Source organism: Bacillus sp. SYZHCR11, assembly GCF_057196865.1.
The window spans coordinates 175659-193707 of the sequence record NZ_JBXUND010000001.1 but is presented as its reverse complement, the minus strand read 5'-3'; the positions used below and the strand labels follow the sequence as shown (position 1 = coordinate 193707).

The following is an 18049-nucleotide window of genomic DNA, read 5'->3' as shown; positions in this document are numbered from 1 at the left end:
AGACAATAACTCCTTACGATGCATGAAGCTTGCTTGTTGTTGATTACATTGAGGTGAATTTACTTGAATACCAATAAAAAAGTATTAATTTTGACTGCAAATTACGGAAACGGGCATGTTCAAGTGGCCAAAACGCTTTACGAACAATGTCTGCGTCTCGGCTTAGATGTGACGGTTTCCAATTTGTATCAAGAGTCAAATCCGATTGTTTCAGAGGTTACTCAATACCTTTATTTAAAAAGCTTCTCAATCGGGAAACAGTTTTATCGTTTGTTTTATTACGGAGTTGACAAAATCTATAATAAACGCAAATTCAATATTTATTTTAAAATGGGAAATAAACGTTTAGGCCAGCTCGTCGAAGAGCATAAGCCGGACATTATTATCAATACATTTCCGATGATTGTCGTACCGGAATACAGACGGAGAACCGGAAAAGTGATCCCGACGTTCAACGTTATGACCGATTTCTGCCTTCACAAAATCTGGGTTCATGAAAATGTTGATAAATATTATGTCGCCACAGATTACGTAAAGGAAAAACTGATTGAAATCGGCACTCACCCGAACAACGTAAAGATCACAGGCATTCCCATCAGGCCTCAATTCGAGGAATCGATGCCGAAAGAGCCGATTTATAAAAAATACAATCTCTCTCCCGACAAAAAAGTTCTTCTTATTATGGCGGGAGCGCATGGTGTGCTGAAAAACGTAAAAGAACTGTGCGAAAATCTCGTTCATGACGATCAGGTGCAGGTTGTGGTGGTATGCGGCAAAAACAGCTCGCTGAAAGAATCCCTCAGCAGCTTGGAAGGTGACAATGCCGACCGGCTGAAAGTGCTGGGTTATGTAGAAAGAATTGACGAGCTGTTCCGTATTACGGACTGCATGATCACAAAACCAGGCGGCATCACACTGACGGAAGCGACGGCGATCGGCGTACCCGTTATTTTGTACAAACCGGTTCCCGGACAGGAAAAGGAAAACGCCATTTTCTTTGAAGATCGCGGTGCGGCTGTCGTGGTCAACCGCCACGAAGAAATTTTAGAGTCTGTCACCTCCCTTCTTGCGGATGAGGAGAAGCTGAACCGGATGAAGAGCAATATTAAAAGCCTTCACCTCCCCAACTCTTCTGAAGTCATTTTGCAGGACATTCTAAAAGAATCTGAAATGATGGCCGGGAAGGCGGATATGGCATTATCGTAAAAGAAAAGCACACGAACGATTCGTGTGCTTTTTGTTTTTTTCCGGTTAAGCTTTGTTACTGGAAAAATAAAGATAAAAAATAGGGAGCGGCCGCTTGACGCCCGCTCCCATATGGTGTATAGTTGAACCATCATTTAACAACGTTTACATACGTACGGTTGGATGATGACAAAATTTTTTTTAGCACGAAGGTGCTACAGTACTAGGAGGAATTAAGCAATATGCAAAACGGTAAAGTAAAATGGTTCAATAACGAAAAAGGATTCGGCTTCATCGAAGTTGAAGGCGGAGACGACGTATTTGTTCACTTCACTGCTATCGAAGGAGAAGGATACAAATCATTAGAAGAAGGACAAGAAGTTTCTTTTGAAATTGTCGAAGGTAATCGTGGACCTCAAGCTTCTAATGTTGTAAAACTCTAAACTCAATACATGTTGATCAGATGACAAATAGAGGAGAGGCGTATGCCTCTCCTATTTGATTGCCGTCTGAATCTCAATTGCGACAAGATTCTGCTTACAGCGCTGCTCGATTTCTTCAATTTGCTTCTCCATTGACGGCATTCCTTTTTTCGCCATTTCCGCTAAACTTCCCAAATCACCGTATATTTCTTTAAATGTCTGCTGAAGGATTGTTTTTAAATCATTATCATTCACGGCTGGTTTTTCCCTTCTCTCCCAAGATACCCTGAATAATAGTAAATAAGCCCTAATTAATCAGGTTCAATAGTTATATCGGCTTATTTTCTATATTTTTTTCTATTTTCCGTACATATTTCTAAAAAAAATCTCCAAACTATTTGCGGAGGTGTTTTTTAATGGACTCTGAATTTTTTCCAAACGGACTGACGGATAAACGCCAGCTTGAATTAGCGGTGGAAACGGCCCAGAAAACAACGGGAGCGGCTACCCGGGGCCAAAATTCAACTTTGGTGGAATCTGCTTACCAGGCGATTCAGGATGCCAGAACGATGTCACAATCCAGTGAACTGCAAGCTCTCGACCAGGATTTTCTGCAAAAGCAGCGAATGCTTCTCGACGATTGCCAGCATCAGCTTGATGAATTCGAAAAATAAAACCGCAGAAGCTGCGGTTTTATTTTTTATTGATTTGTCAGCACCTTGCCGTAGGCTTTCAGCTTCTCCCCCACCGTGCATTGGTTGATGCAGAAAGAATGAGCGTGCGTTTTTCCAAACTCTTTGCGGAAATGCTTTTTTACGAAACAGTCTTTGCAATATTCATCCTGAAGCTCTGTCAATTCTTTATAAATGCTTTTTTTATCCAATATCAGTCATCTCCGTTACCTTCTAATGTTATGCGGCTTTCAATCTGCCGGTCCGAGAGAATTTTTCTGGCAAGGTCATCCGCTTCTTGATTTTCCTTTCGGTTTACGGCTTCATATGTCGGTGTCAGCTTTAAGGATTCGAGCAGCGCTTCAATTTTATCCAGCCATTCGTTTTGCGTTTCATCATAACACGGCCAGCTGCCGTCAAGCTGATGCAAAACGACGAGGGAATCCCCTCTTATCGTGATTGAATTTCTGCTTGCGCCAAGTTCCTGCACTTCCTTAAGCGCTTCGTACAAAGCGGCATATTCCGCCTCATTGTTCGTCTGAAGCGTTAAGCTTTTGTTTTTCCGTATGCGATGCCGCTTGCCGCCGAGAGAATAATACACGACAATTCCGAGTCCGGCGCGTCCGCTTGTTTTGTCAAAGCCGCCGTCGAAATACACTGTAATGTCGTCAGGTTCGTACGCAAGTTCTTCCGTAAGCTTTTCTAATTCTTTAAGCGTCCAGCTCGCGCCTTTTTCATCCTCAAAATAAATGTCTTTTATATAAGGAAAGCGGCTGACTTCTCTTGCAAGCATGCGCGCTTTCGGAACGGTCAGCCAATCTTCGGAAAAAAACGCGACAGGGCCTGTTCCTTTTGCTTCTATTTCGATATACGGCTTAAGATTCATTGAAATCACCTTACCATTCATTAGTTGACGGGCGTGTGCTATAATCAAACCATTCTCAAATTGAAAGGAAGTCAGCAGGTTTTGTTTAACGATGTGTTATGGATCTTATTTGCGGTCATTCATTTTATCATTGTTCTTCTGTTTTATAAAGGATTTGGCAAAACGGGCCTATTCGTATGGATCGGTTTCGCCACGGTGTGCGCCAACTTGCAGGTTGTCAAAACAGTTGAGCTGTTCGGGCTTACGGCGACACTGGGAAATATCATGTACGGCACCGTTTTCTTCGCAACGGATGTGCTGAACGAAAAATACGGTCCCCGGGAAGCGCGCAAAGCCGTCTGGCTCGGCTTTTCCACTTTGCTCGCTTTGACATGCGCCATGCAGGGGGCTCTTTTATATAAACCGGCTGCGTCAGATATCGCGCAGCCTGCCCTTGAGACGATTTTCGGTTTTCTGCCGCGTGTTGCACTCGGAAGCCTCTTGGCTTTTATTTTCAGCCAAACGATAGATGTTTATGTATATTCAGCCATTCGGAGAATCTTTCCTTCAGACAGGCTTCTCTGGCTCAGAAACAGCGGAAGCACGGCGCTCAGCCAGCTGCTGGATACATTTATCTTCACTGCCGTGGCCTTTATCGGCGTTTATTCCGCGGGCGTATGGTTCAGCATCTTTATTTCGACTTACCTGATTAAATTTGCGGTATCACTCATTTCTGTCCCTTATGCGTATGCGGCAAAACGGATGACACCGAAGGGAGAGTGACGGATGATGCCTGCTGAAATTTACGTGGACGGTGCAAGCGCCGGAAACCCGGGCCCCTCCGGTATCGGTATTTTTATTAAACATGACGGGAAAACAGAATCTTTCTCAATTCCGATCGGCGACCATTCAAATCAGGAAGCTGAATTTCTCGCTTTAATTGAAGGAATGAAGCTGTGTACCGCCCGCGGATTTGAGTCCGTGTCATTCCGGACGGATTCAGATATCGTGGAGCGGGCCGCGGAACTTGAAGCGGTTAAAAACAAGGCTTTCCAGCCGTTTGTGGATGAAATCATCCGCTTAAAGGCCGGATTTCCATTGTTTTTCATTAAGTGGATTCCCGGCAGACAAAACCAAACAGCCGATCAGCTCGCAAAAAAAGCGGTCCGGCTGAATAAATAACCGGAATGAAATTGCGTTTCACTGTTCATCCTACAAATGAGGTGAACAGGTATGAGAAAAGAAAATAAAGGCCGTCTGACCGGGGGCGTGAATCCTCAGGGAAATATGGAAGGAAATGCGCATAAAGACCCGAAATCAGCCCTTGAAAACAACGCAAAAAAAAGCAATACAAAACGCTAGAGGGATCAGCTGATCTCTCTGGCGTTCAGCTTTTCGAGCATTCTTTCAATTCCTTTTATCTGATGGCGTCTGAGCATTAAGGATGCTTCTTCCATCTTCAATGAAAAAATCGCTTCTTCAAGCGTACAGACTAACGGCACCTCGCAATGTATTTCAGCAAGCTGCCTTGACAGCTCCAATTCTTTCAAGCTTTGCTGAATTTTCGTTTGCTGGCCCTTCGGCAAGAGAGCGAGGCTTTCTAATAACCGTTCTATGTTTTCGTATTCACGGATCAGCTTGTACGCCGTTTTTTCCCCGATCCCTTTAACGCCGGGATAGTTATCGCTCGTGTCTCCCATCAGCGCCTTAATGTCAATCAGCGCTTTTGGCGGAACCCCCGTTTCTTCTCTGAATATCTCATCTGTATATACCTTATAATTGCCGATACCCTTTTGCAGCAGCGCTACCTGAACTTGATGATTCAGCAATTGAAGCAGATCTTTGTCGCCCGTTACAATCGTAATTTCCGCTTCTCCGGAAAATAGGGCAGAAAGCGTACCGATACAGTCATCCGCCTCATAGCCTTTTATGCCGATGTTTAAAAAACCGAGCTCTCGCGCTGCTTCTTTCGCTAAATCAAATTGCGGAATCAGCTCAAGCGGCGGTTCGCTTCTGTTGGCCTTATAATCTTGAAACAAATCATTGCGGTACGTTTTGCTTCCCATATCCCAGCAGCAGACGACATGTGTGGGCTGAAACGTATCAACCGCCGTAATGAGATGCTTTAAAAAACCGTTGACGCCGTTTGTCGGGATTCCGTTTTCATTTATCATAAAATTGCGATGAACGGCCGTCGCGAAAAATGAGCGGAACAAAAGCGCCATGCCGTCCACGAGCAGTAATTTGTTATTCATATATCGAAACTCCTTTTTTTATTCAATGTTCCTATTTTACCAAAGAAGGCGGTAAAAAAACAGCATCCCCCCATTTGGAAGATGCTGCCGTCACGTTACTCACCGTGTCTTTTATTGCTTGCCATCAGCTTTTCAGCTTCACGGCCGGCATAAGAATCAAATTTCTGTCCGAAACCGTTTTTCTTTTTGGCATTGTTATTCTGCTGAGCATTTCTGTTTCCCAGTTTTGTTCTGCCCATTGTCATATCCCCCCTTAGAGAAGATACGGATAGTATGTACAGCAAGCGCTGATGACACACGCGGCAGGTTCATCCATTACTGTCTGCTGACGAATTCTTTCACCATCTCTTCACTTACGAATCGTCTTTGCGGCACGATGCCCTTTTTCGCCAGCTGGTTCATTTTTGCGGTAATGCCATTGATGGCATCTGTCGTGAACGGTTCATTCTGTCTGCATTTTACAATGGCTTCTTCAATGGCCTGTTCACGCTGGTAGTCAAGCTGTACAAATGTTTTGACGTGCTGATGCTGTTTTGCGGAATGTGCTGAAATTGCTTTATGGACTTCTGACATAAAAGGTTTCATCTCGCTTTTTTCATTTTAGTCTACCACGACTGTTATCTGCCCGCCAACCGGATTTTTAAATTTTCAGCATTTCATCTTTCTTTTTCCATGCTTTTTCGGCTTCGTAAAGGTGTTCAATTTCCCTTGCACTCGTATTTTCCGCAAGACCTTGTAAATAAGTGTCCCGCTGCTCGCGGATCTGGGACAGGCTTTTATCCGCCATGTCTTCTTGCAGACGGCGCACCTGCTCAGTATATCGCTCTGAAAGGCTTTCTTTCTCCTGCTCAAGCCACTTTTCCGTCACTTTTTGCAGGCTGAGCCTGAGCCCTTCTACAAACGCTGCTTTTCCGTTCTGTTCAAAAAACTGCTTCGGCGATTTAACTTCTTTTATGTGATGTGTGAATGCCGAGACGTCAATGACCGGAGCGACTTCTTTCAGCTGAACGGCAAATTCGTTTTCGGCGCTCACATAAATGGAGAAATCTCCGTCTTCCATAAGCTTCTTCTGACAGTTTTCCATCCATTCCTCAGTCATATGGCGCTCAATAAAACCGGTCATCCGGATATCGAGCGTTTTCAGCTCTTGAATATATTCAAAACGGAATTCCTTGAGCGCTTCATTCAGCGCCGCTGCTATATTTTGTTTCCAATCGCCGTTTTGAAGGCCCGGATGGAAGGCGGTTTTCAGCATATCATTCGCATAAAACGTCAGGCGATGTTTAATGTGATAGAGCTGTTCTTCCGTATCTTTCATCACTTTTCGAATGATGACCTCAGACGTACGGCGCTTTGAAATGTCAGCGAGAGCTTTTTCATAGGAAGACTCCAGACGCTGTTTCTTTTTCTCTTTTTCTTCTGCCGACTGGTGAAGAGATTCGTGAAGCTGTTCCACCATATCGCACAATTTGTCCGCCTCTGTTTTCAGCTGGGCGCAGCTGGCCCTCATTACATCTTCCTCAATAAAGTGCTCAAGTCCGGTTCTTACATCAGAGAACCTGTTATAAAAAGCTGCTTTTTTACCCGCAAGCTCTTCTTTACTTGAGACATGATATAATTTCGGCCGGTTAATTCCCTCTTTTGAGAGTTCTGATCGGACATAGTCTTTGACGGTTTCCAGCTCGCTTTCGGTTTTGGCCAGATCGGCGGCGTTAATGACAAAAAACATTTTATCCATGCCGAATGATTCTTTGACAAGGCCGAGTTTCTTCAGAAAAGACCTGTCTCCTTTTGAAAAAGAATGCTGATAGTACGTCATATAAAAGAACGCGTCAGCATCTTTTATATATTGAAAGGCAAGTTCCGTATGGCGCTTGTTTATACTGCTTGCTCCCGGCGTATCAACAATTGTGATGCCTTTTTGCGTGAGAGGCGAATCATAATACACGGTAACTTCTTTTACGCAGCAGGCCGTTTTTTCTTCGGCAGCATACGGTTTTAAATCTTCCACCGGCACCGTCAGTGCCTGCCTTTGACGGATCTGTTCTTCATACGTATCAAACGCCTGCAGCATCGTCTGAATCACTGGGATAAGTTCATCCGGAACTTTCCCCTTTTTAATGGCATAATTCCATCTCTCTTTCAGTGAACGCCCCTTTACATCAGCGTCTTTCAGCTCAGTCAGCTGAAGCATTTCAGCGTCCAGATCCTCCTCCGTCTTAAAAACGATCTCCGCAGTTTTATGCGGTTTGCCGGCTTGCGGTTTCGTTATTTTGTTAATCGTAGCCGTTGTGGGCGTCGGTGATGACGGAAGCACGTATTCACCGACAAGCGCATTTGCAAATGATGATTTACCGGAACTGAATCCGCCGAATAACGCCAAGGTAAACTGGCGGTTTTCAAGCCGCTCAATCCTGCTTCGAAAGGCTTCTGCCTGTTTTCCTAATATGCTCGAGGATTCAAGAATCCCGGCAAGCTCATAGAACCGATCAGTCTGCTCTTTTATAGGAAGTTCCTTCATCGCATTTTTTTCTGGCTTGTTTACTTCATACTGTACAGTCTCTTTTGGTTTCTCTTTTTGGACGGGCGCTTTTGCAAGGCGTTTTTTTCGCGTATACCATTCGCCGCTTCCCGTATCACAGGTCAATTCTTCTTCCCACAAAGCGCGGACCCGGGCTGCTTTTTCCAAGGCATTGCGTTCTTCTTTTGCCGATTGCGCGAGCTCATCCCTTATCTTCTTTTCTTTTTCGAGCCGGTTTTTCAAGTTCTCAATGAGCGGTCCGTTTTTTGCCTGAACATAAGCGGTCAGCTCCTCAATGAGTTCCGCTGTCTGTCTTTTGGCTTCCCTTCTGATCATCTCAGCGAGGTCTTTCGTATAAGTTAATACGTATTCAGATGAAAAGGCCGCCCCCTGCTTAAGGGCCTGAGCGGTGATATCATCAGAAAGCGGTGTGCGGTACGCCTGGATTTTCTTGATCAGTTCGTCCGAATCCGCTTCATACCGCTTGGCCGCTTTCGTAAATGTGTCGATAATGTGCCAATCCGCTTCCCCTTCCGTTCTTTTTTTAATATCGGCAAAGAATTCAGCATGCCTTCTCTCTTTCTCCTGAGCCGTTTTCGCTTTTGAAAAGAATAATCCGGTTTTAAATGAGGGCTGCTGTGATTCAATATAAGCAGATGCAAGCTCCCTCATCTCAAAGGGTGTCAAATTAGCGTTTTGCAATATGTTCTGCACGTCTTTTCTGATGTCTTTCTCTGCTGTTTCAGCCTGTTGAACGGCTTTATTAAGTTCATCTTCAACAGAACGGACAAGTGCTTCTTGTTTGTCAAACTGCTCTCCGCTTCCGTTTTTATCATCTTTTACGAGCATCTCTGTATGCTCTTTGACTAAGTGTGCGACTTTTCTCTCCGTTAAGGACCATAAATTTGTTTTTGCCTGCTGTTTCAGCTTCTGCAGATGTTTTTTCAGCTGTTCCATGCCGTTTAAAGGATGGTCAGGCTCAGTGACAGACGTAAAGAAAAGCGATTCTTTCGGTATTCCCGCGCCTTCAAGCATATCTTCCACCTGCCTGCGGTACTCTTCAAACTTCGTTTCAGTTTCATCATGCCTGTCAATTTGGTTGACGATCAGAAACAAATTCGGAATACGGTCTTTGATGGAGCTGAGAAACAGCATATTTTCTTCTGAATGAACGTGATTATAATGAACGACGTAAAATAAAGCGTCAGCCTGATGGAGAACCGAAGCGGCAGATAAAAAATGCGCTTCGTCCGTCGAATCAATTCCCGGTGTGTCAATGTAGGCCGCATAAGGCTCTGACTCCTTAAAGCCGGCATAGACTTCCACCGTTTCAATTTGCTCACCGTCTTTACAGAATTGCTGCACTTGTTTTTTATCGTAACTTCCTTTAATTTCTGCATAAGCCCCGTCCGTCGTATGAAGCACGACTTTATCTTCACCGTGCCGGATGACAACGAGGTTGGCGCTTGTGGGAATCGGGCTTGTCGGCAGTATGTCTTCACCGAGCAATGTGTTTAATAAAGAGGACTTTCCGGCCGAATAATGCCCGGTAAACGCGATATAAACCTCTTCATCAGCCGCTTTTTTCATAATGGCCGCGAGCTGATCGGCCCGTTTTTCATCCTGGTGATCCAATAATTGTGCAAATAAGGCACCCGTTCTGCTGAAAATCTCCCTGTTATGGCGTTCTTCTTCTGTCATGTGTCTTAACCCCTTTGTGTCTGTCGCATCAAATGACGTTTTCATTTTTAGAAAGCTCTGAAAAAAACCTCTCCCCCATTTTACACAAGAATGGCCCACTTTTCTTCAGGAAACGTAAAAAAGCCGCCGATATCGGCAGCTGATAAAGTAAAAACACCCGCGGCATTAAAAACCGCAGATGTTTAAGAAGACATCGATTTATTCGAAACTTTTTTCAATACGAAACCAATTAAAACACTGTATGTACAAACGGCTGCAAATAAAAATAACATTGTCATTTTCGGCACCACCTTGAATGAGAATCATTTTCATATTTACATCTTATCATGAGTGAGAATGATTTTCAATCTCTATTTTGCGGTGTTTTCTTCTAGCGCTTTCTCTTCGGCGCGAATCCTCACAGTGAGCATGCAGGCATTGAGAATCGAAAAGAGAAACAGTGTCCAATACGCTCCGTATAACAGCGGCAGAAAAATAAATTCTAAGATGACGACCGCGTAGTTCGGGTGCTTCATCCACCTGTACGGCCCCTTTCTGACAAGCTCCGCATCCGGCACGACAAGAATTTTCGTATTCCAATACCGCCCTAATGATAATAGAGCCCAATACCTGATCCCCTGTACAAATAAAATAATACATATAATGGCGGCCCACCTTGGAGAAAGCGTTTTTTGAAACGCCGCCACCTCAGCTGTAAGAGAGACAAAAAAGAGCACGTGCATCAGGACGAGAAAGGGATAATGTCCTTCTCCGTATTCGACTGCGCCTTGCTTTTTCACCTTCTGCTCATTGCGCCGGGCCACGATCATCTCCGCAATCCGCTGGGCCGCAAGCAGCATGATAAACAGCCAAAACATTAAGAAGCCCCCTTTTCCCAGCTGAACAGCAAAAGCTCAGACGAAAATCCCGGCCCGAGAGCGCCGATCAGCCCTTTTTCGTTTTCTTTCTGCCGGCCGCGGAGCAACTGTTCTTTTATCACATGAAAAATAGTTGCGGAAGACATGTTCCCATGTTTTTGCAGCACCTTCCGAGATGCCTCCAGCTGACCGATGTCCATTGAAAGACTCGTTAAATAGGCGTCAATGACCTTTTTCCCGCCTGGATGGGCAAGAAAGGTTTTAATGTCGTGAGGACCGACACCATATTCTAATAAAAATTCATCAACATTGTCCTTCAGCCACTGTGAAACCAGGGTGGGAATATCTCTTGAAAAAATGACTTGAAAACCGCTGTCGGTGAATTCCCAGCCCATCACATCTTCCGCATCCGGCATCATCACCGATTGAGTGGCAAATATCCGCGGAAGAAGCGGCTGTTTGACGCCGTTTCGGTTCGCCTTTTCCCCTCCTATTAGTACTGCGGCAATGCCGTCCGCAAACAGGGAAGTTCCGATTAAGTTGCTTTTTGACTTGTCGTTCGGCTGAAACGTTAAGCTGCAGAGTTCAGCCGCGATGACAAGCACGTATGCTTCAGGATATGCGCGGCAGTATTCGTACGCCCTGGACAGGCCGGCCGCTCCGCCCGCGCATCCTAAGCCCCAGATCGGTATCCGTTTTGTTTTCGCAGAAAACGGCAGCTGATTCATCACTTTCGCTTCAATGCTGGGTGTCGAAAGCCCGGTGCTGGAAATAAAAAAGATCGCATCCACTTTTTCATAAGGAAAGGGATTTGTTAAACAATCCGGGTTTGTTAAACAATCAAGCGCCGCATCCGCACTGTGCTTAACGGTTTCTTCCGTATACAGCCGGTTCTTTTCTGAAAAACCCCGCGCCGTTTTATACCATTCAATCGGCCGGACAAACTGCCTTGATTCAATTTCGCCGTTTTGAAAGGCTTTTAACAGCCGGTCAATATCCTTAAATGAATCGGCAAACATCCCTCTCGCAAAATCCGCCGCCGTTCCTTGCGAGACATGATATTCCGGAATGCTGGTTCCGACCGATAACACATATGCCATGCCCATCACCTCTTCACATAAAGGTTTCCGCTTTTTTCCTGAATGTATGCATAAGTTTGAAGCGAGGATTTCACTGACATGCCATTTTAATTTAAAATTGGCCCTTTTGAATGATAAGCCGCTCGACTATACTTGATCCATTCATAAAAAAAGGTTGTGATAAGAATGCTGAAGCCCGTCATTCTTAAAGGGTCACTCGTTCAGTTAGAGCCGATGACGATTGATCACACTCAGGCACTTTGTGAAGCTGCTTCAGAAAATAGGAGGACTTACGCTTACACCCATGTTCCTGACGGAATCGAAGAAACAAAGCGTTATATTGAACGTGCGCTTTCCGATTATGAAAAAGGACTTGCATTGCCATTTGCAGTACGGAGTCTTGAAACAGAGCGAATCGTCGGAAGCACGCGGTTTATGGATGCGGAAGTGTTTACGCGGCCGGCGGACGCAGCCCCGGAAGTGTGTGAGATCGGCAGCACATGGTATGCCTCTGCCGTACAGCGGACCGGTGTCAATACGGAATGTAAACTTCTGTTGCTGACCCATGCGTTTGACGCGTGGCAAGCTGTCAGGGTGACGCTGAAAACCGATGTTCGCAACCAGCGCTCACGAACTGCGATTTTGCGGATCGGTGCCCAATTTGAAGGGATCCGCCGCGCGCATATTCCGGCTGTCGACGGCGGCCTCAGAGATACCGCCTACTACTCCATTCTTCGGGAGGAATGGCCTTATATCCGGCAAAACCTTTCTGGCCGGCTCGCAGCATATAACTGAAAAACCTGCCGATATATACGGCAGGTTTTTTACATATTCGGATCATGGACGTATAAATTGAGATCGATCCGTCCGTCTGACGTGACCGCTACGCCCTCAGCTTCAAGAGACAGCTTCTGTACAGAAAACATCTCTTCATCTCTTAATCCGATTTCACCCTTTGCATTGATGACCCTGTGCCAAGGAAGACGATGCTTTTTACTCATGGAGTGAAGAATCCTCACAACCTGCCTCGCTCCCCGCGGACTTCCCGCAAGACCGGCAATTTGACCATACGTCATCACTTTTCCTTCAGGAATCTGTTTGATAATGGCTACCGCCCGTTCCGTAAATGTCATGTAACTCCTCATTTCGCAAGTTTCGAGAAAATCATCTGCTTCCTGATCTTATTTTTATAGATGATAATTGCTTCATCATCATACTTATTACATCTCTGCGTTTAAATAGATTATCTGTTTGTTCACAAAAAATTAACAAAGATAGGCATGTACATGTTTAACATAATATGTAATAATACAATTGTATTAAAAAAAGAAAAGGAGTGTTTGCAATGAAAATGAAAAAAGCTTTAGCCGGCTCAGCCCTATCTCTCGCTTTACTCTGTTCTGCCGCCCCTGCTTTTGCCGCAGGTCCTGCTGATACACCTTCTGCAGAAAGCAAAACGAAGGAAGTATCTGCTTTGGCGACGTTCATACTTAATGGTTATGGCCCTGATTATCCTACTTCAATTTACCGGAATGGAATCACCTATTATTTAGACAACATCACCTTCCATGGTGCTGATGGCACTTGGACAGCCGTCTACAAAAGCTGATTTTTCATGACGGCGGAATGATTGTCTCAAGTAACAACTAAAAAGCTGCTAATATAAGGGGGCTTTGCCCCTTTTTTTAGTTTCACTCCATTTTATAATTGATCCAGCATATAGCACCTAGGTGCGTAATTTTATTACATCCGATGATCATTATTAGTTGTAATGTTTCTGCTTTTAGACGCAAAAACACATAAACTAAAATTCTCTCCCGCGTGTCTATCCAAAAGCCGAGTCTCAACTCTATCAATCCAGAACGTTTTATCGACGCCTGAGTTCCCCAGCTAACGTTAAGAAACCTCTTACTTGCTCTTTCATTTTTGATAAAACACAATCCAGGGTGATAACATGAGATTTGCTTGGGAAGAATTAATTATAATTGCATTCGGAATGATTTTACTGAGAATTTCAGGGAGAAAATCCATTGCACAAATGACCATCGCACAGACAATGGTGATGATTTCAATCGGTACGATTATCGTTCATCCCATTTTAGAAACCAGTTTATTGAAAACATTAATCGCTGCGTCTATCCTTTTAGTGCTTTAATGTTGATGGAATGGTTTCAAGTAAAAGTAAACTGGATTGAATTTTTTTAACCGGAAAATCTAAATTCGATATAGAAGACGGCCAACTCAATATAGAAAACTTAAAGAAGCTGAGACTGACAGCAGATCAACTCGAAATGCGTTTAAGGCTTCTTGGCATTTCAATTAAATATGCCACTTTAGAAGCTAATGGACAATTAGGCTACGAATTAAAAGATGACTGTAAGCCTTTAACCATCAAAGATCTTAAAAATGTGACCGACCCAAAAAGTCTTAACAAAGAGCCTCAGCCACAAAAAGATGATCAAGCCAATCTATTCGAGGAAATCAAAAGACACCAGACTCAGCACAAGCCAAAAAATCTTGAATAATTCGCTGATTAGTAAAATCTTTTGTTATTCAAAACCGAAGCCGAATCAGACCGTTAACCGCGCCGATCATTTTTTACCAGCCCGTTTTTCAAGAAACAAAAAAACATCTGAAGCAGATGCCATTTTTCAGACGAGATCCTTGTATGCGACTGAATATGCTTTTCAGCCGCTATACCCACCGCCGGCCTTAGCCATAATGTTAATCAGTTTGTTTTTATAAAATCATTGATTAATTGATCAGTCGTTAATATTGTGGCAAATTCGTCATGCAATGTAGCCAGAGATATATTGTGAATAGTCTCGGCATCATAATATGTATCATTTTGGTCTTTCATTCCGAAGGCTGCTGTCGCATCTGAAATGAGGTAGGTATCAAACCCTAAATTACCGCTCATTCTTGTAGTTGTTGAAACACAATGGGGCGTAGTCAAACCAGTTATTACGACAGTTGTTATATCATTTGATTTTAAAATCTCTTCTAGATTAGTCCCGATAAAGCTGCTGTTTACTTTCTTGGTTATAATGACCTCTTTATCCATAGGTTTAACGATTTCCTTTATAGCAACCCCCTCATTTTTTGGATAAAATAAAGAACCAGGTTTATCAGAAATATGTTGTATGTATATGACTGTCCATCCTTTTTCTCTCCATAATTTCAGTATTTTACTAATGTTTTTTTCCGCTTTTACGTTATTTCGTTCTCCCCATTTTTTATCATCGAAAGCTTTTTGTACATCCACAATGATTAAAGCTTTTTTCTTTTCTGCCACCAGATAACCTCCTATATTGAAAATTAGTATTTATAACATTTTAAATAAAGTTTTTACTTTTGTACAATTGTTTCACCTTTCCCGTTGGAAAAGCGCTGGAATAGCTAAAGCAAACACTCACTCAAAGGCTGCAGCTCACCAGAGGACAGCAATAATCAACTCTTTTTCTCTATATACATATCAGTATCCTGAAATAAGCTTCAACAGCGGATGAAAGGATTGCCCCCTTTGCCATCTACTCCCCTAACAAAATTCACGCTGCGCTCACAAAATATTAACAAATAATCCCTTGGTTATTTTTGCATTTCATGTAATAATACAAGTGTATCAAAAAAACAAAGGAGTGTTTAAAATGAAATTGAAAAAAGTTTTAACTGGTTCTGCCTTGTCTCTCGCTTTACTCGTTTCCGCTTCCCCTGCTTTTGCATCCAGCCCTGGCAATACAAATAGCGACTTAACTCAAACAAAAATTTCGACACAAGCGACCAAAGATTCTTTTACAATGGATTACCTTCATAGATGGGATATCCCAAATACAACTGTTAAAAATGGTGTTACTTATTACCTTAAGAAAGTAGAGATAATCGAAGGGTTCTATCGCGCAACTTTTGAAGGATGGATTAATTAGAAGAAGGGGCTTTCCCTTCTTTTACTCTCTTTTGTAAGGATCGGTGCACAAGACACTCCCCCTCAGCGCCCATTCTGCAGTTGCACTTCGGCATCGGGCATTTCATTCCATGTCTAAACCAAGTTTCGTGTCATCACCGTCCGAACAATGATATTCGTTTATGATATGATCCCCCATTCTCCTTTTTTTCTTACATTCAGTCATATGTTCACGTACATATAGTTCGGGACGGTTTTTCGGCGAAATAAGGCGTATGCCGCATCACTCAATTTATTTCTTTTCAAACAATGAAACTAATAAAAAAAGAGAATGCCTCACAAAAAGTTCAGCAAACTTTCGGAAGCATCCTCGATCTGGATAAAATAAGGTGTTATTTTAAAGAAAACGGAACACTAACCCTCTTGAACCCTTGTCACATCAAGGGTTTTTTTCGTTTTAGGAATCATATTATAAACAATATTCAAAAGGACAGCGGTAAAGCTTCCGGCGACGATTCCGTTTGTGGTCAGCAAATTTAAGTAAGACGGCAGGTGCTTAAACATATCGGGAACGACAGTTACACCGAGTCCCAATCCGACCGAACACGCGACGATCAGAAGGTTTTCCTGCTTTTTAAAGTCAATTTGACTGAGCATTTTAATGCCGTAGGAAATGACCATGCCGAACATGGCCACCATCGCGCCTCCCAGTACTGAAGACGGGATGATAGTCGTGAAGGCTGCGATTTTCGGAAAAAGGCCGAAGAGCATTAAAAGTGCGCCCGTGACACCGATGACTGCGTTTTTCTTAATCCCCGTCAGCTGCACGAGGCCGACGTTTTGGGAATAGGCCGTATACGGAAAAGCATTGAAAATGCCGCTGATGAACACCGCCAGACCTTCCGCGCGGTAGCCTTTTGCTAAATCACGTTCAGACAGGCGCCGGTTTGTCAGGTCACCGAGAGCGAAATAGACGCCGGTTGATTCAACAAGGCTGACAATGGCAACGATGGACATCGTAATAATCGGTGCCGCATGAAATGTCGGCGTCCCGAAATAAAACGGTTTAATCATTTGAATGGCGTCAGCATTCGCCACATTGTTAAATTGCACTTTTCCCATAAAATATGCGATGGCCGTCCCGATGACAATGCCGATTAAAATTGAAATGGATTTCAAAAATCCTTTTGTAAACCGATAAAGCAGCACGATAATGACGAGCACCGTAAATCCGAGGGCAAGGTTAGCCGGATCACCGAAATCCTTGCTGCCTTCCCCGCCGGCAATATGATTCATCGCGACCGGCATTAAGGTCATCCCGATAATCGTCACGACAGATCCGGTTACGACAGGCGGAAAAAAGGATACGAGCTTGCCGAAGAAAAACGACAGCAGAATGACAAGCAGCCCCGATGCCAAAATGCTTCCGTAAATGGCTGAAATCCCGTACTCCTTACCGATGGAAATAATCGGCGCTACCGCGGTGAACGTACAGCCGAGCACAACAGGCAAGCCGATGCCGAAACATTTATTCCTCCATACTTGAAGCAGCGTAGCCGCCCCGCACATAAAAATGTCAATTGATACGAGATATGTCAGCTGTTCTGCGTTCAGTCCCAATGCCGCTCCTACAATTAAAGGAACGACGACGGCGCCGGCATACATGGCAAGCACATGCTGGATACCGAGGGAAAGTGTTTTGGCATAGCCGTTTTTCATGAACGGACCTCCTGTACAAATGTCACTTTTCCGTCTTCAAGCGATTGAATTCTCGCCAGTGATTCGACCCGGCATCCTTTTTTCACCAGCTCGTCTCTTCCCGGCTGAAATGACTTTTCAATGACGATTCCGATCCCGCAAACCGCTGCGCCTGCTTGTTTTACGATGGACAAAAGCCCCTCTGCCGCCTGTCCGTTCGCTAAAAAGTCGTCAATGATTAACACGCGGTCTTCTTTCGAGAGATGATTTCCGGAGATTGCAATCTGACTTTCTGTTTTTTTCGTGAAAGAATAGACGGACGCCGTCAGCAGATCATCCGTTAACGTGAGAGACTTCCTTTTTCTCGCAAAGATGACGGGAACGCCGAGTTCAAGGCCGGCCATTACCGCAGGGGCAATGCCCGAAGATTCAATTGTGACGATTTTGGTTATCTCGTCTTTTTCAAAACGCCGCGCAAATTCCCGGCCGATCTGCTGCATGAGAACCGGATCAATTTGATGGTTTAAAAAAGAATCCACTTTCAGCACTTGATCAGAAAGAACGATTCCGTCTTCTGCTATTTTTCGTTTTAATGCTTCCACAATGATTACCCCCGCTTATAAAAAATAAAAAAAGCATTGCCCGCTCTCCAAAAAAAGAGCAAGCAATGCCGAATGATCTACACGTAACGGCCGAATAAAGCCGTTCCATTGCTCACTCATAGTCGGACATTTACGGTGACCGGTAGAAACTTGCGTGCCATATCCACGCGATTATATGAGTGTTCGTATGATATTAATCAAATTATAACAAGATACACTTCTTTTGCATAGTGAAATTTGAATATTTCCGAACTTTTACAAAGAATTAGTTTTCGATTATTCGTCTTTTTAG

The 18049-nt window shown here is 43.9% G+C and carries 23 protein-coding genes, 2 pseudogenes and 1 riboswitch; of the genes and pseudogenes, 11 read left to right on the top strand and 14 right to left on the bottom strand.

What is annotated here, in order from left to right; genetic code table 11:
• Positions 1–63: 63 nt before the first annotated feature.
• The 3 genes and pseudogenes from AC2CGA_RS01015 (at position 64) to cspD (ending at position 1628) form a co-directional block, all read left to right on the top strand.
• Positions 64–1206, top strand: a complete 1143-nt coding sequence (locus tag AC2CGA_RS01015) for a diglucosyl diacylglycerol synthase (protein WP_139885596.1) — start codon at positions 64–66, stop codon at positions 1204–1206.
• Positions 1207–1300: 94 nt separating this feature from the next.
• A pseudogene (locus AC2CGA_RS01010) lies at positions 1301–1412 on the top strand (hypothetical protein); the annotation flags it as partial.
• A 15-nt stretch (positions 1413–1427) separates the two neighbouring features.
• Positions 1428–1628 (top strand): cold-shock protein CspD, encoded by a 201-nt coding sequence (gene cspD, locus AC2CGA_RS01005; RefSeq protein ID WP_003153604.1) that lies wholly within the window; start codon positions 1428–1430, stop codon positions 1626–1628.
• Between the two features lie 51 nt (positions 1629–1679).
• Here cspD and AC2CGA_RS01000 read toward each other — a convergent pair whose 3' ends face one another.
• Positions 1680–1862, bottom strand: a complete 183-nt coding sequence (locus AC2CGA_RS01000; RefSeq protein WP_003153585.1) for a hypothetical protein — start codon at positions 1860–1862, stop codon at positions 1680–1682.
• 161 nt (positions 1863–2023) lie between these two features.
• Between AC2CGA_RS01000 and AC2CGA_RS00995 the strand changes: the two genes are divergently transcribed.
• Positions 2024–2281: a DUF2564 family protein gene (locus tag AC2CGA_RS00995; RefSeq protein ID WP_007409519.1), complete on the top strand. Its 258-nt coding sequence runs from the start codon at positions 2024–2026 to the stop codon at positions 2279–2281.
• Between the two features lie 26 nt (positions 2282–2307).
• Here the strand turns inward: AC2CGA_RS00995 and AC2CGA_RS00990 are convergent, their stop codons facing one another.
• On the bottom strand, positions 2308–2490 hold the full coding sequence (locus AC2CGA_RS00990; RefSeq protein WP_003153581.1) for a zinc-finger domain-containing protein: 183 nt from the start codon (positions 2488–2490) through the stop codon (positions 2308–2310).
• Positions 2491–2492: 2 nt separating this feature from the next.
• Positions 2493–3164 carry a ribonuclease H family protein gene (locus AC2CGA_RS00985; RefSeq protein ID WP_024085518.1) on the bottom strand — a complete coding sequence of 224 codons (672 nt, stop codon included), beginning with the start codon at positions 3162–3164 and terminating at the stop codon, positions 2493–2495.
• Positions 3165–3245: 81 nt separating this feature from the next.
• On the opposite strand from AC2CGA_RS00985, the gene AC2CGA_RS00980 reads away from it, so the two are divergent.
• Genes AC2CGA_RS00980 through sspL form a run of 3 tightly spaced genes read left to right on the top strand, consistent with a single transcriptional unit; the run spans position 3246 to position 4505 of the window.
• Positions 3246–3926, top strand: a complete 681-nt coding sequence (locus AC2CGA_RS00980; protein ID WP_003153578.1) for a queuosine precursor transporter — start codon at positions 3246–3248, stop codon at positions 3924–3926.
• 6 nt (positions 3927–3932) lie between these two features.
• On the top strand, positions 3933–4325 hold the full coding sequence (locus tag AC2CGA_RS00975) for a reverse transcriptase-like protein (RefSeq protein ID WP_139885612.1): 393 nt from the start codon (positions 3933–3935) through the stop codon (positions 4323–4325).
• Between the two features lie 51 nt (positions 4326–4376).
• Positions 4377–4505: a small, acid-soluble spore protein L gene (gene sspL / locus AC2CGA_RS00970; protein ID WP_003153575.1), complete on the top strand. Its 129-nt coding sequence runs from the start codon at positions 4377–4379 to the stop codon at positions 4503–4505.
• Positions 4506–4510: 5 nt separating this feature from the next.
• Here sspL and AC2CGA_RS00965 read toward each other — a convergent pair whose 3' ends face one another.
• From AC2CGA_RS00965 to AC2CGA_RS00935, 7 genes are all read right to left on the bottom strand, one after another.
• Positions 4511–5398, bottom strand: a complete 888-nt coding sequence (locus AC2CGA_RS00965; protein WP_003153572.1) for a 5'-3' exonuclease — start codon at positions 5396–5398, stop codon at positions 4511–4513.
• A gap of 95 nt (positions 5399–5493) precedes the next feature.
• The gene (locus AC2CGA_RS00960; RefSeq protein WP_003153570.1) at positions 5494–5637 is read right to left on the bottom strand and encodes a hypothetical protein; all 144 of its coding nucleotides are present in this window, start codon (positions 5635–5637) and stop codon (positions 5494–5496) included.
• Positions 5638–5713: 76 nt separating this feature from the next.
• A complete protein-coding gene (locus tag AC2CGA_RS00955) occupies positions 5714–5971 on the bottom strand; it encodes a YpbS family protein (protein ID WP_003153568.1) in 258 nt (85 codons plus the stop codon).
• A gap of 67 nt (positions 5972–6038) precedes the next feature.
• The gene (gene dynA, locus AC2CGA_RS00950) at positions 6039–9620 is read right to left on the bottom strand and encodes a dynamin GTPase (protein ID WP_484480098.1); all 3582 of its coding nucleotides are present in this window, start codon (positions 9618–9620) and stop codon (positions 6039–6041) included.
• 182 nt (positions 9621–9802) lie between these two features.
• Positions 9803–9898 carry a Fur-regulated basic protein FbpC gene (gene fbpC / locus AC2CGA_RS00945; protein WP_025284905.1) on the bottom strand — a complete coding sequence of 32 codons (96 nt, stop codon included), beginning with the start codon at positions 9896–9898 and terminating at the stop codon, positions 9803–9805.
• Positions 9899–9970: 72 nt separating this feature from the next.
• Positions 9971–10477, bottom strand: a complete 507-nt coding sequence (locus AC2CGA_RS00940; protein ID WP_003153565.1) for an isoprenylcysteine carboxyl methyltransferase family protein — start codon at positions 10475–10477, stop codon at positions 9971–9973.
• Positions 10477–11577: a type III polyketide synthase gene (locus AC2CGA_RS00935; RefSeq protein WP_139885593.1), complete on the bottom strand. Its 1101-nt coding sequence runs from the start codon at positions 11575–11577 to the stop codon at positions 10477–10479. Before AC2CGA_RS00935 ends, AC2CGA_RS00940 begins: the two co-directional genes overlap by 1 nt.
• 165 nt (positions 11578–11742) lie before the next feature.
• Between AC2CGA_RS00935 and AC2CGA_RS00930 the strand changes: the two genes are divergently transcribed.
• Positions 11743–12351 carry a GNAT family N-acetyltransferase gene (locus AC2CGA_RS00930; protein WP_057080439.1) on the top strand — a complete coding sequence of 203 codons (609 nt, stop codon included), beginning with the start codon at positions 11743–11745 and terminating at the stop codon, positions 12349–12351.
• Between the two features lie 29 nt (positions 12352–12380).
• On the opposite strand, the gene AC2CGA_RS00925 is transcribed toward AC2CGA_RS00930, so the two are convergent.
• Complete coding sequence (locus AC2CGA_RS00925) at positions 12381–12689, bottom strand: MGMT family protein (RefSeq protein WP_014305272.1); 309 nt, start codon at positions 12687–12689, stop codon at positions 12381–12383.
• A 212-nt stretch (positions 12690–12901) separates the two neighbouring features.
• On the opposite strand from AC2CGA_RS00925, the gene AC2CGA_RS00920 reads away from it, so the two are divergent.
• Together AC2CGA_RS00920 and AC2CGA_RS00915 are read left to right on the top strand one after the other, a co-directional pair.
• Positions 12902–13165: a hypothetical protein gene (locus AC2CGA_RS00920; protein ID WP_003153557.1), complete on the top strand. Its 264-nt coding sequence runs from the start codon at positions 12902–12904 to the stop codon at positions 13163–13165.
• 345 nt (positions 13166–13510) lie between these two features.
• Positions 13511–14081 (top strand): annotated as a pseudogene (locus tag AC2CGA_RS00915) (DUF421 domain-containing protein).
• Positions 14082–14284: 203 nt separating this feature from the next.
• Here the strand turns inward: AC2CGA_RS00915 and AC2CGA_RS00910 are convergent.
• The gene (locus tag AC2CGA_RS00910) at positions 14285–14851 is read right to left on the bottom strand and encodes a cysteine hydrolase family protein (RefSeq protein ID WP_069448833.1); all 567 of its coding nucleotides are present in this window, start codon (positions 14849–14851) and stop codon (positions 14285–14287) included.
• Positions 14852–15203: 352 nt separating this feature from the next.
• On the opposite strand from AC2CGA_RS00910, the gene AC2CGA_RS00905 reads away from it, so the two are divergent.
• A complete protein-coding gene (locus AC2CGA_RS00905; RefSeq protein WP_003153555.1) occupies positions 15204–15479 on the top strand; it encodes a hypothetical protein in 276 nt (91 codons plus the stop codon).
• Positions 15480–15871: 392 nt separating this feature from the next.
• Here the strand turns inward: AC2CGA_RS00905 and pbuX are convergent, their stop codons facing one another.
• Together pbuX and xpt are read right to left on the bottom strand one after the other, a co-directional pair.
• The gene (gene pbuX / locus AC2CGA_RS00900) at positions 15872–17176 is read right to left on the bottom strand and encodes a xanthine permease PbuX (protein ID WP_003153554.1); all 1305 of its coding nucleotides are present in this window, start codon (positions 17174–17176) and stop codon (positions 15872–15874) included.
• Positions 17173–17757 (bottom strand): xanthine phosphoribosyltransferase, encoded by a 585-nt coding sequence (gene xpt / locus AC2CGA_RS00895; protein ID WP_003153553.1) that lies wholly within the window; start codon positions 17755–17757, stop codon positions 17173–17175. Before xpt ends, pbuX begins: the two co-directional genes overlap by 4 nt.
• A gap of 99 nt (positions 17758–17856) precedes the next feature.
• A riboswitch (purine riboswitch) is annotated at positions 17857–17956 on the bottom strand.
• Between the last annotated feature and the right edge of the window lie 93 nt (positions 17957–18049).